The 18738-nt window shown below is 44.9% G+C and carries 17 protein-coding genes; 9 read left to right on the forward strand and 8 right to left on the reverse strand.

Annotated features, from left to right (window positions below; translation table 11 throughout):
* Positions 1-6 precede the first annotated feature (6 nt).
* A complete protein-coding gene (locus AC5JBY_RS20165) occupies positions 7-951 on the reverse strand; it encodes a TIGR03885 family FMN-dependent LLM class oxidoreductase (RefSeq protein WP_495906451.1) in 945 nt (314 codons plus the stop codon).
* A gap of 251 nt (positions 952-1202) precedes the next feature.
* Here AC5JBY_RS20165 and AC5JBY_RS20170 point away from each other — a divergent pair, with 251 nt between their 5' ends.
* The gene (locus AC5JBY_RS20170) at positions 1203-2375 is read left to right on the forward strand and encodes a zinc-dependent alcohol dehydrogenase (protein WP_495906452.1); all 1173 of its coding nucleotides are present in this window, start codon (positions 1203-1205) and stop codon (positions 2373-2375) included.
* Between the two features lie 127 nt (positions 2376-2502).
* Here AC5JBY_RS20170 and AC5JBY_RS20175 read toward each other — a convergent pair whose 3' ends face one another.
* The 3 genes from AC5JBY_RS20175 to AC5JBY_RS20185 are packed head-to-tail and all read right to left on the reverse strand — an operon-like array spanning position 2503 to position 4343.
* On the reverse strand, positions 2503-2964 hold the full coding sequence (locus AC5JBY_RS20175; protein WP_495906453.1) for a carboxymuconolactone decarboxylase family protein: 462 nt from the start codon (positions 2962-2964) through the stop codon (positions 2503-2505).
* Positions 2965-2994: 30 nt separating this feature from the next.
* Positions 2995-3915, reverse strand: coding sequence for an alpha/beta fold hydrolase (locus tag AC5JBY_RS20180; RefSeq protein ID WP_495906454.1), 921 nt, complete (start codon positions 3913-3915; stop codon positions 2995-2997).
* A gap of 8 nt (positions 3916-3923) precedes the next feature.
* Positions 3924-4343 (reverse strand): VOC family protein, encoded by a 420-nt coding sequence (locus AC5JBY_RS20185; RefSeq protein WP_495906455.1) that lies wholly within the window; start codon positions 4341-4343, stop codon positions 3924-3926.
* A 105-nt stretch (positions 4344-4448) separates the two neighbouring features.
* Here AC5JBY_RS20185 and AC5JBY_RS20190 point away from each other — a divergent pair, with 105 nt between their 5' ends.
* The 5 genes from AC5JBY_RS20190 to AC5JBY_RS20210 all read left to right on the forward strand — a co-directional run bounded on the left by AC5JBY_RS20190 (position 4449) and on the right by AC5JBY_RS20210 (position 10412).
* Positions 4449-5420 (forward strand): GlxA family transcriptional regulator, encoded by a 972-nt coding sequence (locus AC5JBY_RS20190; RefSeq protein WP_495906456.1) that lies wholly within the window; start codon positions 4449-4451, stop codon positions 5418-5420.
* A 20-nt stretch (positions 5421-5440) separates the two neighbouring features.
* On the forward strand, positions 5441-6019 hold the full coding sequence (locus AC5JBY_RS20195) for a Crp/Fnr family transcriptional regulator (protein WP_495906457.1): 579 nt from the start codon (positions 5441-5443) through the stop codon (positions 6017-6019).
* Between the two features lie 78 nt (positions 6020-6097).
* A complete protein-coding gene (locus AC5JBY_RS20200; protein WP_495906458.1) occupies positions 6098-6571 on the forward strand; it encodes a DUF2147 domain-containing protein in 474 nt (157 codons plus the stop codon).
* An 18-nt stretch (positions 6572-6589) separates the two neighbouring features.
* Positions 6590-7549, forward strand: a complete 960-nt coding sequence (locus tag AC5JBY_RS20205; protein WP_495906459.1) for an NAD-dependent epimerase/dehydratase family protein — start codon at positions 6590-6592, stop codon at positions 7547-7549.
* Positions 7550-7943: 394 nt separating this feature from the next.
* Entirely contained in the window at positions 7944-10412 is a 2469-nt protein-coding gene (locus tag AC5JBY_RS20210; protein WP_495906460.1) for a PAS domain-containing protein, read from the forward strand.
* Between the two features lie 30 nt (positions 10413-10442).
* Here the strand turns inward: AC5JBY_RS20210 and AC5JBY_RS20215 are convergent, their stop codons facing one another.
* Both AC5JBY_RS20215 and AC5JBY_RS20220 read right to left on the reverse strand, forming a co-directional pair.
* Positions 10443-11576, reverse strand: coding sequence for an alpha/beta hydrolase (locus AC5JBY_RS20215; protein ID WP_495906461.1), 1134 nt, complete (start codon positions 11574-11576; stop codon positions 10443-10445).
* A 26-nt stretch (positions 11577-11602) separates the two neighbouring features.
* Positions 11603-12532, reverse strand: coding sequence for a sodium:calcium antiporter (locus tag AC5JBY_RS20220; protein ID WP_495906462.1), 930 nt, complete (start codon positions 12530-12532; stop codon positions 11603-11605).
* 140 nt (positions 12533-12672) lie between these two features.
* On the opposite strand from AC5JBY_RS20220, the gene nhaA reads away from it, so the two are divergent.
* From nhaA to AC5JBY_RS20235, 3 genes are all read left to right on the forward strand, one after another.
* Positions 12673-13860, forward strand: a complete 1188-nt coding sequence (nhaA, locus tag AC5JBY_RS20225; RefSeq protein ID WP_495907969.1) for a Na+/H+ antiporter NhaA — start codon at positions 12673-12675, stop codon at positions 13858-13860.
* 76 nt (positions 13861-13936) lie between these two features.
* Positions 13937-14278, forward strand: a complete 342-nt coding sequence (locus AC5JBY_RS20230) for a four-helix bundle copper-binding protein (RefSeq protein ID WP_495906463.1) — start codon at positions 13937-13939, stop codon at positions 14276-14278.
* Positions 14279-14366: 88 nt separating this feature from the next.
* Complete coding sequence (locus tag AC5JBY_RS20235) at positions 14367-15686, forward strand: TIGR00341 family protein (RefSeq protein ID WP_495906464.1); 1320 nt, start codon at positions 14367-14369, stop codon at positions 15684-15686.
* On the opposite strand, the gene AC5JBY_RS20240 is transcribed toward AC5JBY_RS20235, so the two are convergent.
* Both AC5JBY_RS20240 and AC5JBY_RS20245 read right to left on the reverse strand, forming a co-directional pair.
* Complete coding sequence (locus AC5JBY_RS20240) at positions 15676-17892, reverse strand: bifunctional alpha,alpha-trehalose-phosphate synthase (UDP-forming)/trehalose-phosphatase (RefSeq protein WP_495906465.1); 2217 nt, start codon at positions 17890-17892, stop codon at positions 15676-15678. The two genes, AC5JBY_RS20235 and AC5JBY_RS20240, sit on opposite strands and share 11 nt — an antisense overlap.
* A gap of 126 nt (positions 17893-18018) precedes the next feature.
* Positions 18019-18729 (reverse strand): haloacid dehalogenase type II, encoded by a 711-nt coding sequence (locus tag AC5JBY_RS20245; protein WP_495906466.1) that lies wholly within the window; start codon positions 18727-18729, stop codon positions 18019-18021.
* Positions 18730-18738 lie beyond the last annotated feature (9 nt).

Genomic DNA, 18738 nt, shown 5'->3' on the forward strand with positions numbered 1-18738 from the left:
CCAATTTTATTGCTTATAAAAATCTTCAATAAATATTTCCTGCGAGCGGTTTACATTGTGCAGGATGATGCGATCCGGGCCAATTCTATTTTCCAATTCCCTAATCTTTTCCTGCAATTGTCTGATGGAAGTATAGATCGGTACTTTGGCTGCGACTTCATCCGGGCTAATATTATGGGTAGCTGCATCAAACTGTTCCGGCTTCCGGAAATCTGCCAATTGCTGAGGCGACACCAGATTGGAGCGCCACTGATCCCAGGCACTCATAACGGCTTCATCAAAATTTCTGGCATAGGAAAACGAAAACTGCAGGTAAACCGGTTTACCGCTTCCTCCGTGTGAGCGAAATTGCTCAACCCGGATCTCGGTGCCTGTCATATCGCCAACAGTAGTCAGGAGCCCATCGGCCCAATCGCCCAACCACCGGGCTGTATTATTACTGAGGGCACAACCAAACAGGAGTGGCTTGACGGCAGGTAACGTATAGAGCTGAGCTTCCCGAACATGAACGTGACCGGAAAAGGTAACTTCGCGCCCTGCGAGGAGTTCACGAATAATATGAGCGCATTCCAACAACCGTTCATTACGCTCCCGTTTGGCCGGCCAATTATGTCCTGTAATCGCCTCATTGAGGGCTTCCCCACTTCCCAACTCGATACCAAACCTGCCTGGGAACATTTCTGCGAGGGTAGCAATGGCCTGCGCCACTATTGCGGGATGGTACCGTTGGCCAGGGGCGCATACCATACTAAATGGAATCTTTGTTGCCTGCATAGCTGCGCCTATCCAACTGAAAGTAAACCCACTTTGTCCCTGCCGTTTGCTCCAGGGATAAAAATGTTCCGAAGAATGTATTGCTCCAAAGCCTGCGTGTTCGGCGCTGATGGCCAGTTGTATCAAATGGGCAGGTGAGAATTGTTCATGCGAACAGTGATAAGCTATTGTTGCCATAATCCTGATCTTTTCCGGTCTGCATTTATTTCACTTATTGACAAAGTATAACTTATGTATTTCCCAACTAACAGCATATTGAATGCCATGGTTGTATTGGTTTTACATGATGTAGATTAAATGGGTCAAGTCGAGCGGCATAATAATCGCTGCTTATAAGTATTCATGTGTAATGGTTGATTTTTTATGCTTAGGCCCTGCGCAATTGCAGGGCCTTTTTACCGAATCGTTTCACCTTTTAAATATTATTTATGAAAGCGGCAGTAATTCATGGACCGGGCAAGATCACCTGCGATACGGTGGATGACCCGATCATTAAAGATGAGCGGGATATTATTCTTAAAGTAACTGCCACGGCTATCTGTGGCTCGGATCTTCATATTTACTCAGGGGGTATCCCCCAGCCCAGGCCCATGGTACTGGGTCATGAATTCATGGGTATTGTAGAAGAAACGGGACGAGGTATAAAGCACCTGAAAAAGGGTGACCGTGTTGTTGTTCCTTTTCCCATAGCGTGTGGTCATTGTTTTTTCTGTGAACATCACCTGCCGGGGCATTGCGAAAACAGCAATCCGGAACATTATGGTCCGGAAGGTGGACTGCTCACAGAAAAGGGCGGCGCATTGTTTGGCTATACCGATCTATATGGCGGTTATGATGGCGGTCAGGCGCAGTACGTGCGGGTGCCTTATGCAGATATTGGTCCGCGCGAGGTACCTGGCCATCTTACCGATGAGCAAGTACTTTTTCTCACTGATATTTTTCCTACCGGATACAGTGGCATCGATTGGGCAGCCATCCAAGGCGGGGAAACTGTGGCCATTTTTGGCGCGGGTCCTGTCGGGATCATGAGTGCCAAGAGTGCGTGGTTGCGGGGCGCGGGCCGGGTGATCATCATAGATACGCTTCGTTACCGTTTGGATAAAGCTGCCCAGGTGGCCAGCTGCGAGACCATCCTGTGGGAAGGGAATGGTAAGGATGTAATCGAGCAGATAAGAGCTATGACCGGTGGCCGGGGTGCTGATGCCTGCATCGACGCAGTGGGGTTTGAACCTGACAGGAACCTGCTGGACCGGGCCAAGTCGGTGGTCAACCTGGAAAAGGGAAGTGTGAAGGTGCTGGAAGCCTGCATGAGTGCGGTGAGGCGGGGCGGCATTGTTTCTGTGCTGGGGGTTTATCCGACCACGTATGACAATTTTCCGATAGGACAATTTTTTGATAAGGGTATTACCATCAAAGGTGGACAGGCTCCTGCGCAAAAGCATATCGATAAGTTATTGGAATATGTGGTAGCCGGAAAGGTTGTGCTGGATGATATCATCACGCACCGGCTTCCGCTTTCCAAGATTGCAGATGGCTATTCTATGTTCAAGAAGAAAGAAGACAATTGCGTGAAAGTAGTGCTTGACCCGTGGGCGGAATAATGCTCATTCAACCGTTAGATCTGTATGGCTCTGTAGATGTGATATTTCTTAGCTCTTCAAGCATATGGGTGAGTATTTTATTGCATGCAAGGCTAAATTAAAGAAAAAGCCGCAAGCAAGGAATTAGTCATCCCATCTGGCCGACCACATAACCACCGGCTGGAGTAGCAAAGGCAATGTTAAGGCGGTTCCAGGTATTTGTGGTTGCAATTAATAAGGTCAGATCTACAAGTTCCTGCTCAGAAAAATATTGCTTAGCCTGACCGAATAGCTCATCGGTAACTTTGCAACCATTTACTCCGTCCGCCCAAGCTAATGCTGCTCTTTCCTTATCTGAATAGTAGGGCGTCTCATGCCAGCAGCTAAGGCCGAAAAGTCGTTGTTCAGTTTCACCAAGGTCCCTGAGCTCCTTTGTATGCATGTCAATACAGAAAGCACAGCCGTTTAATTGGGAGATGCGGAAGCTAATCAACTCCTGCAGTTGCTTATCAATAGATGCTTTATGAATATAGTTGCCCAATCCAAAAAGTGGTTTTAAGGCGCTCTGTCCTTTTTCTAAAAGATTGATCCGAATGGTGGGAGCTTTCATAATCATTTCAATTTTGAGGTGTGAGATGTATTAGTGATCAGAAGCTGGTATAAAAGGCTGGTTGCTGAGAAACGGCAGCATTGTATTCAGTATTTTCTCAGTCTGCATCATCAATCCCACGTGACCCGATCCCGGAAAAATGGCCAACAGGGATCGGGGCATGGGTGCGATATCAGCAAAGACGTCGCCACCGAGTAATTTATATAGCTCCATTTTATGGGCTAAGGTTACTCCATCATTATCACCCATGATCAACAGCACCGGTGCATGAATACCGCGTATGTTATCGTTTCCGAGGTCAAAATTTTCGTTGTCAAATGCAATATACTTTCTAACAGTTTGGTCCCAGTCCGCGGCCCTGGGCGCCAGCCGATCATATTCTGTCTTAAGGGGCGTTTCATGCAGGAATTCGGGTTTCATAGATGCCAGCACGTCGCGCGTAGCCTTGCTCCACCCGTTATGCTTTGATACTGTTGACAGTATTATCAATTTATCCAGTTGCGCGGGATGCAAAATAGCAAACTGCATAGCGACTGTACCACCCATGCTGTATCCGATAAGACTGGCTTTATCTATTTTTAAATATTTGAGTAGTTCGAACAGATCATTGGCAAGATTTGTATAAGAGGGTTTGCGTGCAATATCGGACGTGCGCCCATGTCCTTGCATTTCAATAGCGATTACCTGGTGTTTTTTTGCCAATTCCGGAATTAGTTCTGCCCAATTCAAATCAATAGTCATGTAGCTGCCGTGGAGCAAGACGACCGGAGCGCCTGCGCCATGCACTTCGTAATACATCTTAAGGCCATTGACAGGTGCGATTCCAGCAGTTTTAAGTGATGCAAATTTGCTTGTGTGTTTAATACTTTTTTGGGCAAGCGTTAGCTGAGTAATCAGCAGACAAAGCAGCGTCAGCCCGGACACTATCCGAGGAGTATTTGTAATATTCATACTGACTGTTATTTTGGTTGGTAATTAATCATCCATTGAATTCCGAATTTGTCTGTCAGCATCCCGAAGTAGGCTCCCCAGAACGCTTTATTCATGGCCATGATGACCTGTCCTCCACTGGATAGCGCTCCGAAGAGGCGATCTGCTTCGGTCATGGAAGAGGGGCTGGCGCTTAGATAGAAGTTATTACCGACAGTCAGGGTCTGCCCCATTGATTTCAATGCATCGGAGGCCATTAGTGTGTCGTGACCGATCTGAAGCGCTGCATTCATGATTTTTTCCTGCTCCTCCTCTTCCATTTTCTCGCCGCCCGGGATGTCCCTGAATCGCTGAAAATTGCTGTAATTACCGCCAAAGACTGACTTATAAAAGTTCATGGCTTCTTCTGTAAAGCCCATAAAATTCAGGTACACATTAATTTTCGTCATGGTGTTTCATTTTATAAGCCAAAGATAATCAGGTGCGTAACGCTTGATGATATGCACTAACGTCAACTTTACGCAGTTTTGCGACAAATGGGTTAGATTTAGAACATGAAGAATATAGTAGTACTGGTACCACATAAAGCGTCCATGTCTTCTGTTGAGGATGCCCGCTATATGTTTGTAAAAGTCAACGAACATTTGAAGTCAAGAGGCAACTTTAGCGTATTCAATATAAAGTTGGTTGGGCTAACTCCCTCAGTGCGCCTGGAAAACGGTCTTTATGCTATAGTGGTGGATGATATCATTAGCAACATTTCTGCGCCGGATCTGATCATTATCCCTTCGCTTAACGGTGATATGATCACGCCTTTATCGCTAAATCTTAACTTTAATCAATATTTGGTTCGCTTTTACAATCAAGGAACCGAGATCGCAAGTCTTTGTACCGGATCTTTTATGCTCGCTACCACGGGGTTGTTAAAAAACAGCATCTGTTCAACGCACTGGCACTATGCCAATGAATTCAGGAACTTTTTCGGTGATATACAAATGGTCGATGACAGGGTAATTACAGAACGAAACGGGCTTTACACAAGCGGAGGTGCTACTTCCTACTGGAATCTGCTATTACATTTGGTTGAAAAGTATACCGACAAAGAAACAGCAGTCTGGGTATCTAAATATTTCGCCCTGGACGTCAAAAGGACCAGTCAATCGCCTTTTTCGATTTTCAATGGCCAGAAAAACCATTCTGACAGTATTGTACTTAAAGTGCAAGAATATATCGAGAGCAACTATGCCGGGCGCCTTATCATTGATGAACTGGCCAGTCAATTTAAGGTTGGCAGAAGGAATTTGGAAAGAAGATTCCGAACTGCCACTCATAACTCGATACTTGAATATATTCAGCGGGTACGGATAGAGGCAGCAAAGAAGGGCCTGGAAAGTAGAGATAAGAATGTCAATGATGTAATGTATGATGTGGGTTATGTGAATGCGAATGCCTTCAGAACTGCATTTAAAAAAATTACGACAATTTTACCTCTGGAGTATAAAAACAGGTATTGCATGAAATATTAATCAAAAACACGTGCTCAACAATGACAACAGCATTTTTCACCTATACTGACAGGTTTGTAAATTTCTCACCCGCAGACAGGGACCTGCTTGGTTCTGTATTGACTTTTAAAAAAGTGGCCGCCAAAACAGAATTGGTATCCTATGACAAGCGAACAGATGAATTATTTTTTTTGCTCAAAGGCTGCATCAGAAAATACTATACGAAAGACGGTGAGCAAATCACTATTTATATAATGACTGAGAATAATTTCATCGGGGCGATGGACAGTTTCATTACAGGTGCAAAAAGTAAAGAAACTATTGAATGTCTTGAACCTTGCGAGTTGCTCACATTGAAAAGGGCAGACCTGGACCAACTGTACAAAAAAATTCCCCTGATGAATGAATTTGTAAGAAAGATCTTAGAGCAGACCCTGATTCAGTTTCAACATGCTTTGGCATCATTTATCTTGGATAATCCCGAAGAACGATATACCAGGTTACTCACTCAACATCCTGAAATCCTGCAACGTGTGCCTCAACATATGCTTGCTACCTATTTGGGTATTACCGCCACTTCATTAAGCCGCATCAGAAAAAGAATTTTTGAGAAGGCATAGCGTTTCTTGTCTTTTGTAAACGTTTTTTACCTGCTTCCACATCCAACTTTGCCTTGTAATTTTTAAACAATTCAAAGTATGGATCACCTTATTTCAAGGTGTAGCAGCCCGAATACAGGCAAGCTCACCACACTCCTCACAGGCTTACTACTGCTGAGTCTGACAAGTTTTGCTCAAACTACCAAGACCGCTATTGTTGGCACCTGGCTCAACCAGGAAAAAGCTGCCAAAATTGAAATTTACCAACAGGGAGAAAAATTTTCCGGCAAAATCATTTGGCTCAAAGAACCTACCGAAAACGGTAAACCCAAAACCGACAATAAAAATCCCGATAAAGCAAGGCATAATGACCCGATTATAGGGTTGGTGATGTTGAAAGATTTTGCCTTTGACGGTAAATCAACCTGGGAAGATGGCACCCTCTATGATGCCCGAAGTGGTAAGACCTATTCCTGTTACCTAAAATTACAGGCAGACAAAACGCTGAAAGTAAGGGGTTATTGGGGCATCTCCTTATTGGGCCAAACGAATATCTGGACAAAAGTCAATTAACTACAACAAATCAAACCAATGAAACAAGTATTTGTAACAGGGGGGTCTGGTTTTGTGGGTCAAAACTTAATCCCGATGCTCATAGGGCAAGGCTACCAGGTAAAAGCATTGGCACGCTCTGCACAAGCTATTCAAAAAGTGGAAAAATTAGGAGCAACTGCCATAAAAGGTGATTTGAATGACGAACGGGCTTTAGCATCAGGTGTTAAAGATTGTGGCACTTTATTTCATTTGGCCGCCTCAGTGGATTTTTTTGCATCTGAAAAGGCATTGAAAGCACTGCACGTTGATGCAACGAAACTGCTTTTGACCATTGCCAAAAATGCCAACGTCCATAAGTTTGTATATCTCGGAGCTGCTTCGGTCATAATGAACGGAAAGCCTATTGCGCATGCAGACGAAACATTTGTTTCCGACCATATTATTGACGGCTATTCAAGGACCAAACTTCAGGCTGAGCAATTGGTTTTGGGCGCCAACAGTAATAGCTTTCAAACTGTTTCGTTGAGACCGCCCTTAATTTGGGGAAAAGGCGATCCCAACACCTTGCCTGCCATCATTGACGCGGTAAAAAAAGGGCGTATGCAATTCATTGAGGGTGGCAAACATCGTTTTGTAACCTGCCACGTTACCAATGTTTGCCACGCTTTAATTTTGGCAGACCAGGCAGCTCAAAACGGAAAAGCTTATTTTTTAACAGATGGCGAAACGCCTGTTTTCAAAGACTTCATCAAAAGATATGTAGCCACACAAGGGGTAACTGTTCCCGACAAAGCAGTTTCATTGGCTATGGCCAAAAGAGTGGCATCAGTAATGGAGTTTGTTTGGAAAACGTTCAGATTAAGGGGACACCCACCTCTTTACAAAGGGCTTGTCAATACATTGGGTTTGGAGTTTATCACGAACGACATCAGAGCAAGGCAAGAGCTTGGTTACAAGACATTCATCACCATTGAACAAGGACTGAAGCTGATGTAACAGCAGGGGAACTTTCTACAGCAATAGCTTTTAAATAAAAGTTCATTATGCACAAAGGCCCCCAACCGGGGGCCTTCAAAATTTTCGGACGAGCTCTCTTAACCTGGTTTTCGGGGACATTGGATCGGATCTGGATTTTAAGCGGTCAATACCTTGTATTGACAGGATACGGATTAAAATGGATCGCTTTTCGTGGATATTGGACGCTTTAGGGCTAAAGGTGCAATCATAATTAGCCGCTTGTATCAACTACTCTAAAGCTATGACTTACAATTTACAAAAACAATAGGAAAACTACGAACCTACTTCGCGCAAAGCGGACAAGTTGACATCTCCACCCGATTATTTCTTTACATTTGACATTAAAACCGCATTAATTAACCTGTAAGTGGATATGTTGAGATCAGCGAACAATACTGCTACCAGTTTGCATTTCCTCGAAGGGGGTGGTGAGATGGGTGAAATAACGAGGGGGTTCAATTGGTCAACGACGCATTTGGGTGATCCTGCAACATGGCCACAGAGTTTGCGTACTACGATCAGCATTATCTTAAATGCCCGTTTTCCGATGTTTTTGTGGTGGGGGCCTGAACTGATTTGTTTCTATAATGACGCTTACAGGCCCAGTCTGGGCATGGATGGAAAGCATCCGCAGATACTGGGTATGAAGGCTGTGGATGCCTGGCCAGAAATCTGGGACTTTATCAAACCGCTCATCGATCAGGTACTTGCCGGCGAAGAGGCGGTTTGGTTTGAAGATCAGCTTGTGCCTATTTTCCGGAATGGGCGGATGGAAAATGTATACTGGACTTTCTGTTACAGCCGGGTGAGTGATGAACATTCACGTGCTGCAGGTGTGCTGGTGACCTGTACCGAAACTACGGACAAGGTGGTTACGGCGGCTAACCTCAAAAAGAATGAAGAAAGCCTGCGTTTTTCTTTGACTGCCGGTAATCTTGGCTCCTGGACATTACATATCCCCACACTGACACTGGTAGCCTCCTCCATCTGTAAACAAAACTTTGGGCAGCCTATCAACCAATCTTTTACCTATCAGGATCTTCTCTCTTGTGTTTATCCGGATGATCGGGCGCGTATGCAATCGGCCGTACAACAGGTTATAGAAAAGGGTATTGATTATAATATCGAATACCGGGTAATCTGGCCGGATCAATCTATTCACTGGGTCAATATCCGCGGCCGGCTGCGACGTGATGAGGATGGACAACCGCTGGAATTACTGGGTATTTCGCAGGAAATAACAGGGCGCAAGAATATAGAAACAATCTTACAGGAAAGTGAAGAAAGGTTTCGTGCGATGGCAGAAAGCAGTCCTATCTACATAGCTGTGGCGGATGCTTCAGGCGGCGCTGTCTATTTCAACAAGGCCTGGTGTGAACTGAGTGGTAAAACGATGGATGAAATGCTGTCTTTCGATTGGGCCAACTTGTTGCATCCTGCTGAAAGGGAGCCGTATGTAAACAAGTATCTGGCCGCATTCGGGGAGCGCAAAGCTTTTTCCGGGGAATTCAGGGTGCTTAATGGTAGTGGTGAATACCGGTGGCTCCTGGCTCATGTGGCTCCACGTTTCAACCGGGACAGCAGTTTTGCCGGGTATATCAGCGCCTGTGTGGATATTACCGACCGCAAGCGCATCGAAACTGAAACTGAAAGAGCCAGCGCCGAACTGGAGCGTGCCCTGGAACAGGTGCGGCTGTCGAAGGAAGCGGCGGATCTTGGTACTTTCGATATGGACCTTGAAGCCGGCACTTTGATCTGGGATAAACGGTGCAGGATATTGTTTGGTATTGGTCATGATAATCCTGTTACTTATGAGCATGACTTTACCATGGGATTGCATGCTGATGACCGGCAAAGAATCCTGCGCATTATAGACGATGTTTTTATCAAATCGAAAACCGATGGTAATTATGATGTAGAATACCGTACGGTGGGTTTTGACGATAAGCGTGTGCGTTGGGTGAAGGCGAAGGGTAAAGTGTATTTTGATGCTGCCGATAAACCTATCCGTTTTATCGGATCGGTATTAGATATTACGGACCAGGTGAATCAACTAAAGCGTATAGAAGAGCTGGTGGCTGAACGCACCCGTGAACTCGATCTACTGAATATCGATCTTCAAAGGTCGAACGCGGACCTGGCGCAGTTTGCCTATATCGCTTCGCACGATCTGCAGGAACCTTTGCGCAAGATCACCACTTTCCTGGAATTACTCACCCGATCTTTGGGACCTGAGATCAGCGCTACCAGCAAAAATTACCTCGACAGGATTCAAAGCTCGGGCAACCGAATGCTAAAGCTAATCCGTGACGTGCTCGATTTTTCAAAGCTTGCCAATGACGAGGAAGTGTTTGAAGGGGTAGACCTCGATGCAACGTTGCACGATGTGCTTACGAACTATGATCTTTTGATCGAACAAACCGGCGGTACCGTACTTGCGGACAAACTGCCTGTGATCGAAGCCATTCCGTTGCAGATGTATCAACTTTTTCTCAATCTCATTGGAAATGCCCTGAAATTCAGAAAGCAACATGAAAATCCTGTTATCCGTATCACCTGTCATGATACATCTCCTGAAGAATTGGTGAAACATGGTCTATCTGCCGACAAGGAATACCTGCGTATCACCATTACCGACAATGGCATCGGCATCGAACCGAGGTTTGCTGAGAGGATCTTTCTAATCTTTCAAAGGCTGCACCAAAGGACGGATTATGAAGGTACCGGCATCGGCCTTGCGATGTGTCGCAAGATCGTAACCATTCATGGTGGCATTATTACTGCCGAGGGTAGTGATACAGGGCGAGCTGTCCTTACGATTATACTTCCTGCCAAGCAATAGCATGCAACTTTTGGGTTTCATCATTATATACTAACGATTGCACTGTATGGAAATCCATTGTTGCATTTCCAACATGGCTTTTGTTGATAAAGTCTGGCTTATTTTGCTGTACTCATCGGGCATACCTGTTTCACACTCCTGGAAAGCATGATTCATACCGATTAATTCTTTAATGGTTGTTTTGGTATTTCCGCCAGCTTCCAAAGCCTTTTTTATTCCTTCCAGATTTGCTTTGGCTAGCACCTGAACGTCTTTATCTCCATTTAATGCCAAGACGGGACATGTAACTTTTTGTAATACCGGCGCCGGATCGTATGCCAGCAGGTATTTAAACCAGGGAGATGAAAACATTTCAATTTGCCTGGCGATAAACTCATCTTTTGAAACTCCGTGGGGAATTGCATAACCGGGAATATCATTGTAATGCTCCCGACTAAATTTCATTAAATCAGCTTTGGCCGTTTCTGTGTTGCTGGCATTGATAATTATTTTAAAAACTTGTTCTGAATGGTTCCGGGACTTTTTTATTAATGAATCAGCCAATCCCACCTTTTTTTCAATCAATTCCTGCCGATCCAATAATAACTTATCTCCAGGAACACCAGGGCCAGCCAATAGGACGATAAAACTTACGTCGCTGGACCGGGCGGCTACCATTGGCGCTATCATAGCTCCATCGCTGTGGCCGATAAGACCGATTTTTGTTTTATCAACATCTTTGCGTGTCTTGAGATATTCAATAGCGCTTTGGACATCGTAAGAAAAATCGAGAGAAGTGCCAGTCGAAAAATTTCCAGTTGACTGACCAAATCCCCGGTCATCATATCTCAAAACTCCAATGCCTTGTCTTGTTAAATAATCTGCCAACACCAGGAAAAGTTTATGGCCGGCGAATTCTCCATCGCGGGTTTGCGGACCGCTACCGGAAATCAAAATCACTACCGGGAATACTCCTTTTTTCGCAGGCAATGTCAGTGTGCCAGCCAATGATAAATGGTCGGTGGAGTTGATAAATTTTACTTCTTCTGAATGATAAGAATTGGGTCTATTTATAAAAATAAAAGACAGAAATATCAATATAAAAGATATGAAACTAATAACGATAATCATTATTAGTTTTTTCTTTTTTCTCTTGCTAATTGAAGTATCAATTTTTCTATCCATTGGCATTCATTGTTTGGTCTATGTAATCAAATACCGGCAATCTTCAGGATGAACAGCAGGTATATTACTACAAACAACAATCCTTCATACACTGAAATTCTTTTATCCTGCGCGAGTAAATAGAATAGTACTGCTGTGCCTGCCATTACGGGCAATGAAAAGGTAAGCAGATCGCCCGGGACGTGGATAGGTCCCAATGCCGATGCAACACCAGGTATAACCAGTGTATTGAATATGCAGGAGCCCAGCACATTTCCGATGGCCATTTCAGCTTTACCCTGTTTTATGGCCGTGACGTTTACGGCCAGCTCGGGCAGCGTAGTACCAAGAGACAATGCCGTAAGTGCAATAATGGATTCGGGGATGCTCATGGCCCTTGCCAGGTTTTGAATAGACTCAACTGTATAAGCTGCTCCATAATAAATGCCAACGGCTGCAATGATAAGGATCAACAATGCTTTTACCGGAAAAGGTGGTTTGGCTACAGGCTGACCCTCCGACGCCGGCGTACCGCTTTTGATCAAATAGATACTGTAAATAATAAAGACCATCACTGCCGGAAAAGCTTCACCGGCATGGATGGTGCCATCATAAGCAATGATGTAAAACATCAGTACACTTCCGATGAGGAAATTCAAATCGATAAATATGTACGTGCTGCCGAGGGCTATGGGTTTTCTGCCCATTGCTACAGCAAAGCCAGTAACCAGCAACAGGTTTGAAATGTTGGCACCAATGATGTTTCCAGGAACGATCTCCGTGGCTCCCTGTTGAACCGACAAGATGCCGGAGATCAGTTCGGGTAATGAAGTGCCAATGCCTACAATGAAGATGCCAATTACAAATGAAGGAAGGGAAAGCCATTTACCGATCTGTTCCGCAGCATTGGTGAAAAACCTGGCAGCAAGGATGAGTACAGCCAGCGCAATTACAAATATGATGAGATCAATAATCATACAGGGGAACAAGTTTTAAGGGTGATAGCACTTTTGCGGCTAAGTTGTTTTGGATGTTTGCTAAAATAGCCCATTTTTGCAACAATCTACATTACTGTATTCAACAGTAGTATATTTCAGGTAGTAATGTATAATGAATGATGTTGAGAATAAATCCTGCCTTTTTTAAAAGGTTCATCCAATCCGGATCAATTGGTGGTATTTTTTTGCTTCTGAGTGTTATTGTATCTCTGGCGATTGCGAATTCAGCGGCCGGAGCTGGCTTTAATGCCTTCCTTGGAAAAGAGTTGGGGTGGGATTCGCTTCATTTGCGCATGTCTTTGCTTTCCTGGATCAATGACGGACTGATGGCCATATTCTTTCTGCTGGTGGGCCTTGAGATCAAGCGTTCATTGATCGAAGGGGAGCTTTCTTCTCCCAAGCGGGCAACACTGCCCGTTGTTGCTGCTATCGGCGGGGCTGTGATCCCGGCCATCATTTATTCTCTGATCAACGCCGGTACAATCACTTCCAACGGATGGGGCATTCCCATGGCCACTGATATAGCTTTTGCCATTGGCATTCTGTCGCTGCTTGGCAACAGGGTTCCGGCCTCACTGCGTATATTTCTGGCTGCGCTGGCCATCGCCGATGATCTTATTGCCATTATAGTTATTGCGATCTTTTATTCTCCGCAACTTCATCTAACCAACTTATTATACGCCGGTGGAATATGGGGTGTTATGGTATTGATGAACCGCCTTGGTGTAAAGCAACTTTATGCTTATCTATTACCTGCTCTTCCTTTGTGGTATTTCGTACATCATTCGGGCATTCATGCAACGATAGCCGGCGTATTAACGGCGTTCACTATACCTACGACTCCCGATTCGAGCGTATCTCCGCTGGAGAAGCTGGAGCATTTCCTGTCGCATCCTGTCAATTTTTTAATCATGCCTTTGTTTGCGCTTGCCAATACCAATGTTTATTTTGGACCAAACATTGAAGCTGGCCTGGTGAAGCCGTTGGGCCTGGGTATATTAGCGGGCCTAATTATAGGCAAACCTATAGGTATATTGTTTTCATCCTGGCTGGTTGTGCAATTAAAACTGGCCAAGCTTCCTTCCAAAGCGAGATGGGAACATATCGGGGGCATCGGTTTGCTGGGCGGGATCGGCTTTACCATGTCGATCTTCATTGCTTTATTGTCCTTTTCAGATGAAAGTATCCGTTCCAATGCGAAGTTTGCCGTATTGGTCGCTTCTGCAACTTCCGCGATTGCCGGATGCTGTTGGTTGTTGTTCTTAAACCGCCATAATACAACCGAAGCACCACCTCCTACCTCTTGAGTGCATTGTTCCTCAATGACAATTATGGTTTGCTGAGCAGGCAGGATAATTGCTGCCTTTTTACTAAACTTTTATTATGAACAATTATCATGACTATCAAAGCTGTATAGATGCGTGTTTGAGTTGTGCGTCCATTTGTAATCATTGTGCTTCGTCGTGCACCCAGGAAGCTGATGTGAAAATGATGGCGCGTTGTATTCAACTGGATATGGAATGCGCTGCTATCTGTTATGCCGCAGCCCAGTTGATGAGTCTGGGTAGTGCGAAGGCCGCAGATGTGTGTCTCATTTGTGCTGATATTTGTCAGGCCTGCGGTGACGAATGTAAGAAGCATCATACCGAACACTGTCAGGAATGCGCCCGCATATGTCATCAATGTGCGGAAGAATGCCGTCAGATGGCTGCCACTGCCGCTTAACATAACAATAGAGAAACAAGATTGTAACCGGGGAATTATCGTTCCCCGTTTTTTTTATTGGCTTATCTTTATTACTATTTTCCAATATATGAAAGAAGTACTGGCAGCGTTACGGGCATTTTTCAAAGACAGGTTCAATCTCAATGAAGACAAAGCTGAAGAGGAAGCAATTGTCGAGTCCATTCAAAAGGAGGTAAACTTCAAGGGCACCAACTTGTGGACACTGATCTTTGCTATCCTGATCGCGTCTATCGGACTCAATGTCAATTCAACTGCTGTGATCATTGGCGCGATGCTCATCTCCCCTATCATGGGCCCCATCATGGGGATTGGCCTGGGGATAGCCACCAATGATTTCGAGTTGATGAAAAAGGGCATGAAGAATCTTGCTATTGCTGCTGTCATGAGCATCATAACTTCGTTCATTTATTTTACCGTTACTCCCTTGCATGATGCCAACTCTGAGTTGCTGGCAAGGACCAACCCATCGCTATGGGATGTTTTCATTGCATTTTTTGGTGGGCTGGCTGGTATCGTGGCTGGCACCAGGAGGCAGAAAAGTAATGTGATTCCCGGCGTTGCTATTGCTACTGCTTTAATGCCACCGCTTTGTACAGCGGGGTTTGGGCTGGCAACCGGACAATGGATGTATCTGCTTGGTGCGCTTTACCTGTTCTTCATCAATAGTTCTTTCATTTGCCTGGCTACTTTTTTAATTGTAAAACATCTTAAGTTCCGGAAGAAGGAATTTACGACGAAGGAACTGGAAAAGAAAGTGATCCGTTATATATGGATAACCGTGATACTTACTACTGTTCCCAGCATCTGGCTTGCTTATCGTATTGTTCAACGTAGTATTTTTGAAAGTAATGCCAAACAATTCATCCAACAAGAATTTCATTTTACCCGCACGCAAGTGATCAACAGGAACTTTATTTTGGGCAGTCCCAACCGGATAGAAGTGTTATTGCTGGGGGAAGAACTGGAAGCTGATACGATCGATTCTCTGCAATGTAAAATGCCTTATTATGGCTTGAATGATGCGCGCCTCATCGTTCACCAGGGGCTTAATGACCGGCAGGATATCGATTTTGCACAAATCAGAGCGAGCATCTTACAGGATGTCATCAACAACCAGCAAGCCAAGGGCAATGACAGTCTTGACTCCCGAAGCAAAAACGTTGCGTTACCTGATCTGCGTACGGAATTAAAAGCGCTATACCCGGATCTGATCAGTTATTCCATTGGACCTTCGATTTTTTTACAAGCAGATTCTGCTAAAGCCGATACGGTTACCCTGCTGGTGGCCCGGTTTAAAAACAGGTTATCAGCCAGTAACCGGCTCAAGCTTCAACAATGGGTGAAGGAACGTATCAAAGCGGATACTGTTAAAATGGTTATTGAATAGCGGTATTGGCAGGCAGATAGCTCATTCCTTCCAACATTGATATAACCATCTGTGGCGTGTGGAGGTTATACTGTGCATAGGATGCATCCATGCCCACTTTTATGGTAAAGCTTCCTTTACGGTTCACTAACACTTTGAACATATCTTCATCGGTTTTATCATCACCGATCGTTAAAACAAAATCATATGCGTTTTGATGAAGGATGTTTTTTATAAAGCTGCCTTTGTTGAAACCGCTCTGTCTAACCTCGACGATCTTATTGCCCATCAGTACCTGCAGGTTGCGGTGGTGAATATAGTCGTTGAGGTCGTTGGCTAATTCGGATGCTTTCAGCTTTCCCTGGTCAATATTGGCATTCCTGTAGTGCCAAACCATCGAGAAGTCTTTTTCTTCAATAAATGTGTTGGCGCACCTCCGCTCGTACATTTCCATGATGTGCTGCACGCGTTCTTTCCAATCCTGGTTTGTTTGCACTTCCGTGATCCATTCGCCGTTTCGTTTATAACGGGCGCCATGTTCTGCTACGAGGTTTACGTCAATCATGCCCAAATGTTTTTCGAGCCAGGCGCTGCTTCGTCCACTGATGATGCAAACTGTTGTACCAGGGGTTTCTGCCAGTGACTGTAACAATCCCAGCAGGCCGGGATTGGGAATGGCATCATCGGGGTTGGCTGTAAAGGGAGCAAGCGTGCCATCATAGTCGAGGAGCAACAGCCTGCTACTGGCATGTCTGTAACTATCGTACATGTCCCGCCGCGTGTACTCATCCATAAACTTTATCTGGAAGGATTGTTGTTTTTGCCTGATGTGCTCCAGTTCATTCATAAAATCTTCTGCCCAGGCGTGTATATCATACGTGGCGATACGCTTTTGCATCGTTTCTATGCGCATGGCCTGTTCCCGCACCGGCATTTCAAGTCCTTCCTTAATCTTTACGGCTATTTCCACCACGTCATTAGGATTGATAAGGAGTGCATCTGTCAGCTCACGTGCAGCACCTGCCATTTCGCTCAGTACCAGCACGCCTCTTTTATCCTGCCGGCTGGCCACAAATTCTTTGGCTACGAGGTTCATTCCATCGCGCAGGGGTGTGATCAAAGCAAGGTCGCAAGCGCTGTAGAGAGCCATCATTTCTTCAAACTCCAGGTGATTGTACTGATAAATGACAGGAATCCAATTGATGTTTCCTGTTTTGCTGTTGATATTGCTGATGAGCTCATCAATCAATCTTTTCCGCTCTATATATTTGGGTATGTTATCTCTGGAAGGGACAATAACCAGTATAAAGACTACTTTGTTGTGGTACTCAGGATATCGCTGAAGAAAATATTCGAATGCTCTCAGGCGGTTGTGCACGCCTTTGGTATAATCGAGCCGGTCTACTGAAAAAATAATTTTACGGTTGTTCATTTGCTCCAGCAACCTATCGCGGTGGGCAGCAATGCCAACATCCTGGTATGCTTTGTTGTATTTTGTATAATCGATGCCGATGGGGAATACATCTACTTTGACGAGCCTGTTCTCATAGTTAATGATATGCCGCTCGTGATCGAGGCCCAGTACGGTGAGGATGCTTTGCAGGAAATGGGATGCATAGTCAATGGTGTGGAACCCGATCAAGTCTGCACCGAGCATACCTTTTAACAGGTCTGCCTGCCATTTCCTGGGTAGCAAACGGAACAATTCAAAGGAAGGGAAAGGTATATGTAAAAAGAACCCGATTGTGAGTTCCGGTATGGCGCTGCGCAGCATACCGGCCAGGGGCAACAGATGGTAATCATGTATCCATACTTTGTCGCCCGGCCTCAAATGCTTGATCAGTGTTTCTGCAAACCGTTGATTGACCTGCTCATAGGCCGAATAAGACTCTGCATTGTATTCTGCGAAGGACGGAAAATAATGAAACAAGGGCCAGATGACAGCATTTGAAAGACCACTGTAATAATCTTCGTACTCAACGGGGGGGACAAAAACAGGCAAATAGGTAAAGGAACCCGGAGTAAGTTGTTTACTGTGTGCAAACCATGTATTGACCTGACAGCCCGGCACACCCGCCCAATATACTTCTTTATAGGTGCTATCTTTTACGTTTTGCACGCAATTGCCCAGGGAACTCACCAATCCACCTGACACTGGCCGGATGCCTTTTTCTTCATCGATAATTACGGGCAACCGGTTGGATACAATGAATAATCGTTTCTCCATGTTCACAAACTACGCCCGCGATCATAGGAGTGAATTAGAGTTGTATTAGAATGAGATTAGAAAGTAGCCTGGACTGTGGTTAATAATATTGGTATAGCTACAATTTTGGGTTACTACATTAACATATCAGTCCATCCACGTTTTTTTGGATGTAGAAAAAATGTTGGCGAGCTCTAACAGATTACCACAGGTGTAATCCGGCTTGGGCGCTAACGGATATAGAATTTGTTCGGACTGAAGAAGATACGCTGTTTGCATTCCAGCGTTTACTGCACCTGCAATGTCCCATCCATGTGCTGAGACGAGGAGTGTTTCTTCCGGACGGACCTTCATTTGTTCGAGTGCCCAGGTATATACACCCATATAGGGTTTGTATTTACCAACGTGTTCTGCACTCATTACTTTGCTGAAATAGGAGATCAACCCGGTGCGCTCCATGCGGTCAACCACCGTTTTTTGTGGTGAATTGGTGAGTGCGGCCATTAAAAACCCTTCATCATTGAGTACAGAAAGCCCTTCCTGTACACCCTGGTTAAGGGGTAAGTGTTTCAGCAGCTCCAAAATCCTATTGATATCAGCTGCTGTAACATCTTTTGAGAGTATTTGTCCTGTCATGCGCATCGTGGCTGCGGCAATGGCCGGAAAGTCATTGAATTGTTCTATGCAGTTGTCGACAAAGCAGTATTGCATAAACTGGCCCATCCAGATGGTATAGGCATGCCTGTTGTTGTATATGGCATTTATCTTTTTTTGTACTTCGCCCATATCCAACAAAGTCTCATACACATCGAGCAAGATCAGTTTGGGTCGTTCCTTATTGATGCTTTGATCTTTCATATAGCCTTC

Source organism: Paraflavitalea sp., from assembly GCF_059502485.1.

What these genes read in the sequence shown, in the direction of transcription:
- AC5JBY_RS20165 (WP_495906451.1), bottom strand. Translation starts at nt 951, where the DNA reads ATGGCAACAATAGCTTATCACTGTTCGCATGAACAATTCTCACCTGCC.
- AC5JBY_RS20170 (WP_495906452.1), top strand. Translation starts at nt 1,203, where the DNA reads ATGAAAGCGGCAGTAATTCATGGACCGGGCAAGATCACCTGCGATACG.
- AC5JBY_RS20175 (WP_495906453.1), bottom strand. Translation starts at nt 2,964, where the DNA reads ATGAAAGCTCCCACCATTCGGATCAATCTTTTAGAAAAAGGACAGAGC.
- AC5JBY_RS20180 (WP_495906454.1), bottom strand. Translation starts at nt 3,915, where the DNA reads ATGAATATTACAAATACTCCTCGGATAGTGTCCGGGCTGACGCTGCTT.
- AC5JBY_RS20185 (WP_495906455.1), bottom strand. Translation starts at nt 4,343, where the DNA reads ATGACGAAAATTAATGTGTACCTGAATTTTATGGGCTTTACAGAAGAA.
- AC5JBY_RS20190 (WP_495906456.1), top strand. Translation starts at nt 4,449, where the DNA reads ATGAAGAATATAGTAGTACTGGTACCACATAAAGCGTCCATGTCTTCT.
- AC5JBY_RS20195 (WP_495906457.1), top strand. Translation starts at nt 5,441, where the DNA reads ATGACAACAGCATTTTTCACCTATACTGACAGGTTTGTAAATTTCTCA.
- AC5JBY_RS20200 (WP_495906458.1), top strand. Translation starts at nt 6,098, where the DNA reads ATGGATCACCTTATTTCAAGGTGTAGCAGCCCGAATACAGGCAAGCTC.
- AC5JBY_RS20205 (WP_495906459.1), top strand. Translation starts at nt 6,590, where the DNA reads ATGAAACAAGTATTTGTAACAGGGGGGTCTGGTTTTGTGGGTCAAAAC.
- AC5JBY_RS20210 (WP_495906460.1), top strand. Translation starts at nt 7,944, where the DNA reads ATGTTGAGATCAGCGAACAATACTGCTACCAGTTTGCATTTCCTCGAA.
- AC5JBY_RS20215 (WP_495906461.1), bottom strand. Translation starts at nt 11,576, where the DNA reads ATGGATAGAAAAATTGATACTTCAATTAGCAAGAGAAAAAAGAAAAAA.
- AC5JBY_RS20220 (WP_495906462.1), bottom strand. Translation starts at nt 12,532, where the DNA reads ATGATTATTGATCTCATCATATTTGTAATTGCGCTGGCTGTACTCATC.
- nhaA (WP_495907969.1), top strand. Translation starts at nt 12,673, where the DNA reads ATGTTGAGAATAAATCCTGCCTTTTTTAAAAGGTTCATCCAATCCGGA.
- AC5JBY_RS20230 (WP_495906463.1), top strand. Translation starts at nt 13,937, where the DNA reads ATGAACAATTATCATGACTATCAAAGCTGTATAGATGCGTGTTTGAGT.
- AC5JBY_RS20235 (WP_495906464.1), top strand. Translation starts at nt 14,367, where the DNA reads ATGAAAGAAGTACTGGCAGCGTTACGGGCATTTTTCAAAGACAGGTTC.
- AC5JBY_RS20240 (WP_495906465.1), bottom strand. Translation starts at nt 17,892, where the DNA reads ATGGAGAAACGATTATTCATTGTATCCAACCGGTTGCCCGTAATTATC.
- AC5JBY_RS20245 (WP_495906466.1), bottom strand. Translation starts at nt 18,729, where the DNA reads ATGAAAGATCAAAGCATCAATAAGGAACGACCCAAACTGATCTTGCTC.